Annotated in this window: 6 protein-coding genes and 4 tRNA genes; 4 read left to right on the top strand and 6 right to left on the bottom strand. The window is 59.2% G+C overall.

Going from position 1 to position 12,948, the window contains the following annotated elements:
• The first annotated feature begins 99 nt into the window (after positions 1-99).
• The 4 genes from hemC to hemY are packed head-to-tail and all read left to right on the top strand — an operon-like array spanning position 100 to position 4,191.
• The gene (gene hemC, locus ACUW6V_RS19795) at positions 100-1,041 is read left to right on the top strand and encodes a hydroxymethylbilane synthase (RefSeq protein WP_007872586.1); all 942 of its coding nucleotides are present in this window, start codon (positions 100-102) and stop codon (positions 1,039-1,041) included.
• A complete protein-coding gene (hemD, locus tag ACUW6V_RS19790) occupies positions 1,038-1,778 on the top strand; it encodes a uroporphyrinogen-III synthase (RefSeq protein ID WP_454038805.1) in 741 nt (246 codons plus the stop codon). Before hemC ends, hemD begins: the two co-directional genes overlap by 4 nt.
• A gap of 20 nt (positions 1,779-1,798) precedes the next feature.
• On the top strand, positions 1,799-2,995 hold the full coding sequence (gene hemX, locus ACUW6V_RS19785; RefSeq protein WP_032988502.1) for a uroporphyrinogen-III C-methyltransferase: 1,197 nt from the start codon (positions 1,799-1,801) through the stop codon (positions 2,993-2,995).
• Entirely contained in the window at positions 2,995-4,191 is a 1,197-nt protein-coding gene (hemY, locus tag ACUW6V_RS19780; RefSeq protein ID WP_004387258.1) for a protoheme IX biogenesis protein HemY, read from the top strand. The genes hemX and hemY overlap by 1 nt, the downstream gene beginning before the upstream one ends.
• A 596-nt stretch (positions 4,192-4,787) precedes the next feature.
• Here hemY and ACUW6V_RS19775 read toward each other — a convergent pair.
• From ACUW6V_RS19775 to thrP, 6 genes are all read right to left on the bottom strand, one after another.
• A complete protein-coding gene (locus ACUW6V_RS19775; RefSeq protein ID WP_454038804.1) occupies positions 4,788-10,337 on the bottom strand; it encodes an Ig-like domain-containing protein in 5,550 nt (1,849 codons plus the stop codon).
• A 628-nt stretch (positions 10,338-10,965) separates the two neighbouring features.
• Positions 10,966-11,042, bottom strand: a tRNA-Pro gene (locus tag ACUW6V_RS19770).
• Between the two features lie 36 nt (positions 11,043-11,078).
• Positions 11,079-11,164, bottom strand: a tRNA-Leu gene (locus tag ACUW6V_RS19765).
• A 22-nt stretch (positions 11,165-11,186) separates the two neighbouring features.
• Positions 11,187-11,262 (bottom strand) — tRNA-His (locus ACUW6V_RS19760).
• Between the two features lie 54 nt (positions 11,263-11,316).
• Positions 11,317-11,393 (bottom strand) — tRNA-Arg (locus ACUW6V_RS19755).
• Positions 11,394-11,495: 102 nt separating this feature from the next.
• Positions 11,496-12,881: a bifunctional threonine/serine APC transporter ThrP gene (thrP, locus tag ACUW6V_RS19750; protein ID WP_004387260.1), complete on the bottom strand. Its 1,386-nt coding sequence runs from the start codon at positions 12,879-12,881 to the stop codon at positions 11,496-11,498.
• Positions 12,882-12,948: the final 67 nt, after the last annotated feature.

Here is a 12,948-nt window from a genome sequence, read left to right as displayed (position 1 = left end):
TGTGTGGCGTCTGCACGCCGCGCCTCGCCGCCGTTTGACCTGACAGCCTTCCGCTAACAGTGGTAGGATGATCGGCAGACGACATTTACGGTATGAAGCATGTTAGACAATGTATTAAGAATTGCCACCCGCCAAAGTCCGCTGGCGCTCTGGCAGGCACAATATGTGAAGCAGCGGCTGGAGGCCTGTCATCCGGGGCTGACCGTCGAGCTGGTGCCGATGGTGACGCGCGGCGATGTGATCCTCGATACGCCGCTGGCGAAAGTGGGCGGCAAGGGGCTGTTCGTGAAAGAACTGGAGCTCGCCATGCTGGATGGCCGCGCCGATATCGCCGTGCACTCTATGAAAGATGTGCCGGTCGAATTCCCGGAAGGGCTTGGGCTGGTCACCATCTGCGAGCGCGAAGATCCGCGCGACGCCTTTGTGTCCAGGCAGTATAAAAGCCTTGATGAAATGCCTGCGGGCAGCATCGTCGGGACATCGAGCCTGCGTCGTCAGTGCCAGATTGCCGCGCGCCGCCCGGATCTCATCATCCGTTCGCTGCGCGGGAATGTCGGGACGCGCCTGAGCAAACTCGATAACGGCGACTACGACGCCATTATTCTGGCGGTGGCAGGCCTCAAACGTCTGCAACTCGACGCGCGCATCACAAGCCCGCTAGCACCGGAAATTTCGCTGCCCGCCGTAGGCCAGGGCGCGGTCGGCATTGAGTGTCGCCTTGACGATACCCGTACCCGCGAACTGCTCGCGCCGCTCAATCACGAAGAGACCGCCGTGCGCGTGCGCGCCGAGCGCGCCATGAACACGCGTCTGGAAGGTGGCTGTCAGGTGCCTATCGGCAGCTATGCGGAGCTGAAAGACGGTGAGCTGTGGCTGCGCGCGCTGGTCGGCGCGCCGGATGGCTCGCGTATCGTACGCGGCGAACGCCGCGGCGCGCCAGAGGACGCACGCCAGCTTGGCATCTCACTGGCGGAAGAGCTGTTAAACCATGGCGCGCGGGAGATCCTCGCCGACGTTTATCAGGGGGATGGCCCCGCATGACGATTCTGGTCACCCGCCCCTCTCCCGCCGGGGAGGAATTAGTGAGCCGCCTGCGCGCACTGGGGCAGGAGGCCTGGAGTTTTCCGCTGATCGAGTTCTGCCCTGGCCGGGAACTGCCGCAACTGCCCGCGCTGCTCGACGCGCTCGCGCCGCACGATCTCCTCTTTACGCTATCGCAACACGCGGTGAGTTTTGCGAACGCGCACTTACAGCGTCTGGGGCAGCGCTGGCCTCGCGCCGTCGAGGCGTTCGCCATCGGGCGCACCACCGCGCTGGCGCTGCATCAGGTCAGCGGTTTGCACGTCCATTACCCGCGCGATCGGGAAATCAGCGAAGTCTTGCTACAATTACCTGAATTACAAAACGTTGCCGGTAAGCGTGCGCTTATCCTGCGCGGCAACGGCGGTCGCGAGCTGTTAGGGGAAACCTTAGCGGAGCGCGGCGCGACCGTGACGTTTTGCGAATGCTATCAACGTAGCGCGAAAATTTACGACGGCACCGAGGAAGCGCACCGCTGGCATACGCGCGGCATTACCACGCTGGTGGTGACCAGCGGCGAGATGCTGCGCCAGCTGCATGACCTGATGCCGCCGTGGTATCGCGAAAACTGGTTGCTGCGCTGTCGGCTGGTGGTCGTCAGCGAGCGTCTGGCGACGATTGCCAGGGAGCTTGGCTGGCAGAACATTCTGGTCGCTGATAACGCCGATAACGACGCGCTGCTGCGCGCGTTGCAATAACTTTTAAACGGGAAGCCACAATGACGGAACAACAACACACCCCTGCTACGGTTGAAGAAACCCCGCAGGTTGTGGAGACTACGCCACAGCCGGAACCGACCGCGAAAAAAGACCGCTCCGGCAAAACCGCGCTGGTGCTGAGCGCTGTGGCCATCGCCATTGCGCTGGCGACAGGCGCGGGCCTGTGGACCTGGAGTACAAAGCAGGCCGATACGCAAAACGCCAACAGCGATACGCTCGCCACCCAGTTAACCTCGTTGCAAAATCAGCAGCAGGCGCAGAAAGCTGAGTTTGAGAAAACCCTTAAGGCGCAGGCTGACGCGCTCGCGGCCGCCACCCGCCAGCAGGAAGCGATGGCGCGTGAACTGGATGAAGTCCAGAAGAAAGTCGCGACCATCTCCGGCAGCGACGCCAAAACCTGGCAGCTCGCCCAGGCGGATTTCCTGGTCAAACTCGCCGGGCGTAAGCTCTGGAGCGATCAGGACGCCACCACCGCCGCCGCGCTGTTAAAAAGCGCCGATGCGAGCCTCGCCGACATGAACGACCCAAGCCTTATTACCGCCCGCCGCGCGCTGACGGATGACATCGCCGCGCTGGCGAGCGTTACGCAGGTCGATTACGACGGCATCATTCTTAAGCTCAACCAGCTCTCCAACCAGGTCGATAACCTGCGCCTTGCGGACAACGACAGCGACGACGCCCCGATGGACAGCGACGGCAGCGAGCTTTCCAGCTCGCTGAGTGAATGGCGTCAGAATCTGGTGAAAAGCTGGCACAACTTTATGGACAGCTTTATTACCATCCGCCGCCGCGACGAGACCGCCGTGCCGCTGCTGGCCCCGAATCAGGATATCTACCTGCGCGAGAATATCCGCTCGCGCTTGCTGGTTGCCGCCCAGGCCGTGCCGCGCCATCAGGATGAGATCTACAAGCAGTCGCTTGATAACGTCTCGACGTGGGTACGCGCGTATTACGACACCAGTGACGCGGGCACCAAAGCGTTTCTGGAATCTATCGACAACCTGGCCCAGCAGAACATCAGCATGGATCTCCCGGAAACCCTGCAAAGCCAGGCGATTCTGGAAAAACTCATGCAGACGCGCGTGCGTAACCTGATGGCGCAGCCGTCAGTACCGGGCGATGCTGCCGTCCCGCAGGTTGACGACCCGCGCACCCAGGCTCCGGCAGATGCGGCACCGACGCAGGGAGAACAGTAATGCTGAAAGTCTTATTGCTGTTTCTGCTGTTGATCGCCGGGATCGTGGTCGGCCCGATGGTGGCAGGCCACCAGGGTTATGTGCTGATCCAGACCGATACCTGGAATATTGAAACCAGCGTCACCGGCCTTGCGATCATTCTGATCCTCTCGCTGGTGGTGCTGTTTGCGATCGAGTGGCTGCTGCGCCGCCTGTTTCGCACCGGCGCACGTACCCGCGGCTGGTTCGCGGGCCGCAAACGCAGCCGTGCACGTAAGCAAACCAAACTGGCGCTGCTGAAGCTTGCCGAGGGCGACTATCAGCAGGTTGAAAAGCTGATGTCGAAAAACGCCGATCACGCGGAACAGCCGGTGGTTAACTATCTGCTGGCCGCGGAAGCCGCCCAGCAGCGCGGTGACGAAGCCCGCGCCAATCAGCATCTTGAGCGCGCGGCGGAGCTGGCGGATAACGATCAGATCCCGGTTGAGATCACCCGCGTGCGTCTGCAACTGGCGCGCAATGAAAACCACGCGGCGCGTCACGGCGTTGACCGTCTGCTGGAAATCACGCCACGCCACCCGGAAGTGCTGCGTCTGGCAGAACAGGCGTATATCCGCACCGGCGCGTGGAGCTCACTGCTGGATATTATTCCTTCGATGCAGAAGGCGGGCGTGGGCGACGACGAGCACCGCGATGCGCTGACGCGTCAGGCCTGGATCGGGCTGATGGATCAGGCGCGTGCCGATCAGGGCAGCGACGGCCTGAAAGCCTGGTGGCGTAACCAGAGCCGTAAAACGCGCCATCAACCGGCGTTGCAGGTGGCGATGGCGGAACATCTGATCGAGTGTGACGATCATCAGACCGCGCAGGAAATTATTCTCGACGGCCTGAAGCGCCAGTATGACGATCGGCTGGTACTGCTGATGCCGCGCCTGAAAGCCGGTAACCCGGAGCAGCTCGAAAAAGCGCTGCGCCAGCAGATCAAAACCTACGGCGATCGCCCGCTGCTCTGGAGCACTTTAGGCCAGCTGCTGATGTCCCACGGCGAATGGAAAGAGGCGAGCCTCGCGTTTCGTGCCGCCCTCAAACAGCGCCCGGACGCCTTCGATTACGCCTGGCTTGCAGACGTACTTGACCGGCTGCATCAGCCCGAAGAGGCCGCCACGATGCGCCGCGACGGCCTGCTGCTGACGCTACAGCAAAACGGCCCGCAATAATTCCCACCCCTCTTCGGAGGGGTTTTTTATTCCTGCGGTTTGAGAGCCTCGTCAAGGTTAGTGACCGGGGTGAGCGCGCGCAGCCAAGGCCGCCACGGCGCGAAAGATGATCTACAGGCAAAAAAATACCTGCCCGAAGGCAGGTATCAAAACAGGTCTGTTTGACAACAAATGTGGTGCTTCACTCAACGTTATGTCCATGGTGTTTGATGAGGCCGAAGCGACATCTGTCTGTGGACGATAAGCACCGTAAACGGCTCTGCGTCATTCCTGGGTTTATGAAGCCGGAGCAAACATAAGAAGTGGAATGAGCATCTACATTTCTATTGTAGCATTTATCGTGCCAGGTATGCAGCGTTTGTCTGCAACGGCTAACCCCTTGTTTCATCGCTACTGTGACCGGGGCCGTAGGCGCATTTCCCTGGCAGGCGCAGCCATCAGGTGTCATCAAATAGCGACACGGTTTCCAGCCCTGCATCTTTCCTTATAGATATTAAAAACTTATATGTCTCCTGTGGACGACACGTATAACGCAGAGTGTCGCTAAAACCCATCACTTTTCTCTTACATCAGTTTTACGTGGACATTTTCCTGAATCAGCAAATCGCCCAGCGTGTTGGTCGCCCCAGCGCGCTGTTGTGATAAACGTCGAACACGTGATCGCCGATAGTCTCGACGCCGCTCACCGACCAGATGCCTTCCGGCGTATTAAGCAGCGTCACTTCACCGCCGTTGTCCCCCGTAATACGCAACGGCTCGTGAGGATCGTCTTTCAGGTTCAGCGCGTTATCGAGATTCAGGGTCAGGCTGCCCTTGCCGCTGGTACCGAGATCGAGCACATCAATGTGCGCCACTTTGAAACCGAGCTGCGCGAGGTTGAGCGTCTGCAGCTTGTCGCCGAGGGTTAAGGTATCGACACCCGCGCCGCCATCAATCCGGCTGAAATCCAGACTGTTGAGAATAAAATGGTCGTTACCGTCAGTGCCTGTCAGCGCCACGTCGCTGATGAGCAGCGGCTCAGCGAACAGTCCCATCAGCGCGGGTGGCGCCACGCCGTTCTGCAACTGCACTGTATGCTGTGTGGAAACCTGATTACCGGCGTCATCGCGCGACGTAATATCGAGCGTATAGCTCCCTTCGGGCTGGGCCAGGGCATCGGGTGAGATAGCCACGCTCCAGCTACCATCGCCAAGCACCGTCGTTGTCAGTGTGACGCTGCCAAAGAGAACAGTCACCTCCGCGCCGGGTTCGGAATCACCGCTGATAACCAGCCCGCCGCCTGCGATCTCCGTCTGATCGATAATGTCATCGCCGGTCACGGGTAACACATCGACCGTGGGGATAACGGTATCGACGGTAGAGAAGGTCTGCCGGCTGCCCGCGTTACCCGCCACATCGGTTACGTCCACGCGAATCGGTACTGCGCCCTGCGGCAGCGCCTGAAGCTGTGTCGGCGTTAGCGTCACGCTCCAGGTGCCGTTGCTGTTAATGGTGGGCGTATAGGCGATGCCGCCAATAGTGACCGTCGCTGACTCCACCAGCGCACTGGAATTCAGCCCCGTGGTGCCGGTAATCGTCTGATCCGTTTGTGATTCCGCCTGGCTCAGGAAGCCATCACCATACGCAAGCGTAATGGTCGGGGCGGGCAGCGTCCTCAGCACGCTGACTGGCGCGGTGTCGCTGCCGCTGTTGCCTGCGGCATCCGTCTGGGTTGCGCTGAGCGTATAATCGCCATTCGGCACAGAGCCCAGCGCGCTGGCGGGCAACTGCACGCTCCAGGTGCCGTTCGCCAGCACCGTGGTGTTATAGGTAACGCCGTTAAGCGTCAGCGTTAATGGCAGGTCGGCTTCGCCGGTGCCGGTGATCGTCACGCCGCTTTGCGCCTCCGCCTGATTGATGTAGCCGTCAGCAGCCAGCGGCTCGTTAATCGTGATAACCGGCGCGGTGAAATCAATCGTCAGCGGCACCGTCTCCGTGACGGTATTTCCCGCGTCATCTTCAGCGGTGACGACCATGTCATAAACATCATCCGCAAGCGATGCCAGCTGCCCTGCGGGAATATTGATATTCCAGTTGCCGTTACCGGCGGTCGTCACCGGGCCGTAAGTCTCACCGTTTAAGGTAAACGTCACGACGCTGCCCGGATCGGACATGCCGGAGACCGCGATGACGCCAGCCGCCTCGGTCGGGTTAATCAGGTTGTCGCCGGTCACGTCATTGACCGTCAGCGACGGCGGTACGAAATCGGCGCTGAAGCTGTTATTCCCGTTGCCGCTATTGCCTGCGGTGTCGGTCACCGTCACGGTGATGGGTATTTGCGAGCCATCGGCGGGCATCGCCTGTAAATCCGTCGCAGGCACGGTGATCTGCCAGGTGCCGCTGGCATCAAACGTGGCGGTATAAGTGATGCCGTTAATCACGACTTCCACGTTTGCCGCGTGGGCGGTGCCTGTTGTGCCCGTCACGATTTGATCGGACTGTGATTCCACCAGCGACAGAAACGCATTGCCGAAGGGCAGCGCTTCGACCGTTGGCGCAGGCGGCGTCACCAGCATTTCAAACGGGCGACTGGTATCGCCGCTGTTGCCCGCCGCGTCGGTTGCCACCACACTGGCGGTGTAGTCACCATCCGCGAGTGCGGCGAGTGAGACATCCGTCGTCCAGACGCCGCTGGCGTTGGTCGTGGCGTTAAAGGTCAGCGTGCCAATGGTGATCACCACCGTACTGTTGGCCTCTGCCGTACCGCTTAGCGTTACCAGCCCTCCCGCCTCCGCCGCGCTGACAATATCATCGGTCGCGATGGGATTGATGGTCACCACGGGCGCGGTGGTATCAAGCGTCACGAGATGATCGACAGACACCGCGTTGCCTGCGGCGTCGGTGAGCGAGGCGGTGACGGTCAGCTCACCGTCACTCTGTGCCTGAACGTCTGCTGCCGGCACATCCACGCTCCACGTCCCGTCCGGCTGTACCGTCGCGTTGTAAGTATTGCCACCCAGTGTCACCGTGACGGTGCGCCCGGCGTCCGCGGTGGACGCTGTGCCGGAAATCGTCACGTCGCTTTGCGACTCCGCATCGCTGATGATGTCATCCACCGCAATAGTGTCTATCGTCAGCGTGACAGAGCTATCGACTGTCACCGTCTGTCCCGCGGATACCTGATTCCCGGCGATATCCTGCGAGCCCACCACCACACTGAGTGGCCCGTCGTTCAGGCCGCTCAGCGCCGTGGCAGGGACGGTGACGCTCCAGCTACCATCGCTCCCCACCTGCGCGTTATACGTCACGCCATTAAAGAGCACCGTCACTGGTTGGCCGGCTTCAATAGCCGTGCTGTCGCCGGTAATGGTCAGGTCGATGCCTTTTTCCGTTGCGTTAATGATGTTGTCTGTCGCAATCGGATCGACAGAAATCGTCGGGTTCGTCTGGGCGACGACCGTGAGATCGCCGCTGGCGGAGGCCGGGTTACCGCTGGTATCCGTGACGCTGGCGTTGACAGTCCACTGTTGATCGGTGAGCAACAGCACATCCGTCGCGGGCACCTCCACGCTCCAGCTGCCATCGCTCTGCGTGGTGGCGGTATACGTTTTACCATTGAGCGTCAGCGTGACGGTCTGCCCCGCTTCAACGTTTGTGCTGGTGCCGCTCAGCAGAAGCGGTCGGGTATGCTCGAAGGCGTTCAGGTAACCATCGCCGGACAGCGGGTTGATGGTCAGTACCGGCAGCGTGGCGGCACTGGCGTCGATCGTCACCGGATGGTTAATGGTGACGCTGTTACCCACGGCGTCGCTTAATGACACCGTTAGCGGCTGCTGGCCGTCAGCGAGCGCCTGAAGGTCTGCCGCAGGCAGATTCACGGTCCAGCTACCGTCCGGCTGAACGGTGGTGGTGTAATCCTGACCGTTAAGCGTCACGGTCACCGTCCGCCCGGCGTCTTCTACCGATGCCGTACCGCTCACCGGCACATCTCCCGCAATCTCCAGTGAGTTGATGATATCGTCGCCCGCGACAGGGTTTACGGTAAGAGCTACCTCGGTATCAACCGTGACCGTGCTCCCCGCCACGCCGCGGTTACCCGCCGCGTCACTGGCGCTGACGGAAATGGGCACATCGCCCTGAGGCAGCGCCTGCACATTCGCCGCCGGTATCGTCACGCTCCAGCTACCGTCGGCCCCGGCGGCCGTCACATAGGTCACACCGTTGATAAGCACACTGACGCTCTGCCCGCTCTCCAGCCCGCTACTGGTGCCGCTCACTACCACATCCGCGCCGCTCTCCAGCGCCGTGATGATGTCATCGCCGGTGACCGGCGTAACGGCAAGCGTCGGCGGCGTGGTATCCACATCGAATGATTGCTGCGGCGCAGCGCCGAAGTTCCCCGCGCCATCGACAGCAACCACGGTTATCGTTATTTCGCCATCCGCAAACTGCTGGAGCACATCGGGCGGCAACGCCAGCTGCCAGTTGCCGTTCTCATCGACGGTCGCCAGATAGTTATTACCGCCCGCCACGGGATCGACATTCAGCGACCACTTGCCATCGCTGCCCCGCACCGGCGTGGCGTGGCTGAGCACATCCAGACCACCGATGTTGACGATCACCCCCTGAGAGCCGCCGAACGCGCCGGTTTTCCCGGTGAGCAGTTGCGTGACTTTGGTGTCGTTATTGTTCAGCAGATCGTCGCCAAACGGCGTGTTGAGTGTCGGCGCGGGCGGCGTCAGCGCCATGGTTACGGTTTCGCTGGTGGTGCCTGTATTGCCGGCAGCGTCTTTGGCGGTGACGGTGAGCGGATAGTTGCCATTTGCCATGCCATCGAGCGCATTAGCAGGGATTTGCACGCTCCATTTGCCGTCAGCACCCGTCGTGGCGGTGTATTGCTGATTGTTATAGCTCACGGTGATTTGCGCGCCGGGCTCAGAGGTACCGTTGATCGCAATGGGCAGTTTGCTTTCAACGGCGTTCACCAGATTATCGCCCGTGAGCGGTAACACGGTAACCGGCGGCGGAATGGTATCGACCGTGGCGATAATCGTATTACTGCCGGTATTGCCCGCCGCGTCGGTGACGATAACGCTTATCGGCAGTTCACCCTGCGGCAGCGTACTGAGCTGTGCAGGCGTCAGCGTCAGGCTCCAGTTGCCCTGGTTGTCGACCTCGACCGGGTACGAGACGCCGTTTATCACGACTACCGCGCTTTGGCCCGCGCCGGTAATGCCGGTCGTGCCGCTGATGGTCTGGTTGCCCTGGCTTTCGGTCAGTACCAGCATATCGTCGCCAAATACCGGGGCGATTTGCGGGTCGGGCAGGAATTGCGCCGCGACGTCCAATGACGATTCGGCGCTGATGGTATGGCCGGCGGTATCGGTCGTGGTCACGCGCACCGGCAGCGGGCCGTCCGGGAATGCCTGCACGTCGGCTGCCGGTACCGTCAGCGACCAGGTATTATCCGCCGCAACGGTAGTGGTGTAGGTTTTGCCGTTAATCGTCACCGTGACCGTCGTGCCAGGGGCCACATTCACGGTCTGGCCGCTGACCACCAGCGCGCTTTGCGCTTCCTGGGCATTCAGCATGCCGTCGCCGGAAAGCGTGTTGAGTTTGATGGCGCCGTTGCTGCCGCTGTTCCCGCCATTGTCGCCGCCCCGGTTGCTATCGCCACCGCCACCGCCGGAACCTGCCGCGGCAATCACGCCGCCGAGCGCCACCGCGCCAAGAATTGGCCCCAGAATAGCCATCGTATGACTGTCGCTGATAAGCAGCGGCTCAATGCTGTCTACCGTCTGATATTCCGGCGTCAATCCAGGCGCGCTGGCGGCCATCGTTTCATTCGAGGGAAAGACGGCATGAACCGGCGGATGTTTCCCGTCATCAAATAATAATTCGCTGTGATAGCCGTCCTGCTCGGCAAAATAGTTTTTACAGACGACGGTACTGCCGTTTTGCATATGCAGAATTAGGTCATCGCCCTGCCGTTCGTAATGCAGCACCGCATCTGGCGTTGCCTGAATACGCACCACGGAAGGCTCCGACAGTATTAATGTCCGGGTGCCCTGCGCCTGTACGGTGATAATTAATTCGCCGCCATGGCGCGCCAGCGTTTGAATGGTTAATGCCTGCGCGGTTGCACTGCCATCGAGAATTGTTGCCATAACCCCTCACTTATTTTTGTCACGTATGTCAAAACAGAACGTTCCGCAAACAACGGGAAGAGAAAAACGGGCTGTGCTCAGAAAAGGCGCACAGAGCAGGGAAGACGGCAACGCGAGGAAAATTCCAGGCATTCAGTCCCGACGGCTTAATTTCAGATATGTAATAGGTGTAATGGGTGTTGGGAAAATTTCAAATGGTCTAATTAAAAATTAGCAGTCAATTAATTCATGAGGATTTGCGCAGGGTTCTTTTAAAATCAATACATTATATTTTTTCGCTCATCACCGAATATTATATAAAAGCAATCTGGCTAATATTAATTGGCAACCACCAATCTTAAAGGCGGCTAAAATTAACAATGCATCACCAAAAATAAATCATTAATCATAAAAAACCCTCATTTCAAAATAAAAAGTGGTCAATAAAGCGCAGCGGCAGATTTAATCATTAGCACAGAAACTGATTAAAAACGCTAAACGAATTTTGTGAGCGCGATTACAGTACGGCAGGCAGATAACAACACGAGAAGTGTTTAAGAAACGAGAAAAATTTCTGGAAAAATAAAGTACGGAAGTAAAGCGGCAGGAGGCGGAAAACAAAAAACCTCGCCGAAGCGAGGTTCAAAAGTGGTCGGCGAGAGAGGATTCGAACCTCCGACCCACTGGTCCCAAACCAGTTGCGCTACCAAGCTGCGCTACTCGCCGTATACTGCTTTTTGACTTTTTTGTTCAATCAAGTAGTGGTGCGAGGGGGGGGACTTGAACCCCCACGTCCGAAGGACACTAACACCTGAAGCTAGCGCGTCTACCAATTCCGCCACCTTCGCATCGCCACAAACTCTTAAATAATGGGGTGGCTAATGGGACTCGAACCCACGACAACTGGAATCACAATCCAGGGCTCTACCAACTGAGCTATAGCCACCACTGTATTCTTTCACGCGGTATTAAAACCACCGCAGCTCAAGCGCCGGTTAAATGGCGCGCCCGACAGGATTCGAACCTGAGACCTCTGCCTCCGGAGGGCAGCGCTCTATCCAGCTGAGCTACGGGCGCGTAGCGCCGTTGCGGGTGGGGATACTACGGACTTCGCGCCCTGCTGTCTAGTGCTTTTTTGAAGAAAATGCGCGTTTGGTTATGCTTTGCGCATTCTGGCGGTTATCCGTCCACTTTGGGGGTCGAACCGTAGCGATCGAACCCGAAAAGCTTATAAATAACGCTCACCAGTACCAGGAAAATCGCGCCGACAATCAGCGACATCCGCGTATCGTCGTTGAATCCCATGCCCACCAGCACGCAGACCAGGAACGCCATCGTCAGGTAATTCGCCCACGGGAATAGCACGGAGCGGAACGGATGCGAGGCAATCGCCGCCTGGTGCGTCTGGCGAAAGCGCAGCTGGCTAATCAGGATAACAAACCACGGCACCATACCCGGCAGCACGCTGGCGCTGTAGACATAAACAAACACGCGCTGCGGATTCGGGATAATGTAGTTCAGGCACGAGCCCACCAGCAGGATAACAATGGAGAGCGCGACACCCGCCACCGGTACGCCGTTGCGGGAGACTTTGCCCATCGCCGCCGGTAACTGGCGGTTTTTCGCGAGCGCATAGAGCATACGCCCGCAGCTGTACATGCCGCTGTTGCAGCCGGAGAGCGCGGCGGTCAGCACCACGAAGTTGATAATGCCTGCCGCGGCGGTGATGCCGATTTTTGCGAAGGTCAGGACAAACGGGCTGCCGTTGCTGCCAATCTCATCCCACGGGAAGATAGTGACGATAACGAAAATCGCGCCTACATAGAAAATCAGGATGCGCCACAGCACTTTGCCGACCGCGCTGCGCAGCGTCACCTGTGGGTTTTTCGCTTCGCCCGCGGTAATGCCAATCAGCTCAACGCCCTGGTATGACGCCACGACGATACAGAGTGCTGTCAGAAAGCCTTTCCAGCCGCCGGCAAAGAAACCGCCGTGCGAGGTGAGATTGCCGAAGCCAATGGCATGTCCGCCGTTGCCGAAGCCAAAGAAAATCACGCCAAGCCCAACCACTATCATGACGATAATGGTGGTGACTTTAATCATCGCGAACCAGAACTCGATTTCGCCATACAACCGCACCGCTGCAAGATTCGCCAGCGCGACCAGCCCCACGGCAATCAGCGCGGGTATCCACTGCGCCATCTCCGGGAACCAGAACTGGACGTAAACCCCGATGGCGGTGATTTCCGAAATACCCACCGCCATCCACATAAACCAGTAGGACCACGCGGTGAGATAGCCGAAAAACGGGCTCATATAGCGGTGCGCGTAAACGGCGAACGAACCGGTTACCGGCTCAAGGAACAGCATTTCGCCCATAGAGCGCATAATGAAAAAGACGAACAGCCCGGCGATGATGTAGGCCAGCAGCACCGACGGCCCCGCCCATTTCAGCGTGCTGGCGGCGCCCATAAACAGCCCCACCCCGATAGTGCCGCCGAGCGCAATCAGCTCGATATGTCGGGCCTCCAGCCCTCGCTGTAGTTCCGGTTTATTCTCTGCCATAGATCCTCTGTGTTGTGTTTCACGTGCGTCCAGGTGAACCTGGTTATTGTGATGGTGAATAACGACG

The sequence above is a fragment of the Cronobacter sp. 153480017-3 genome (assembly GCF_053627815.1).
Note: the sequence above shows the minus strand (reverse complement) of the source record. Positions and strands in the feature narration are given on the sequence as shown.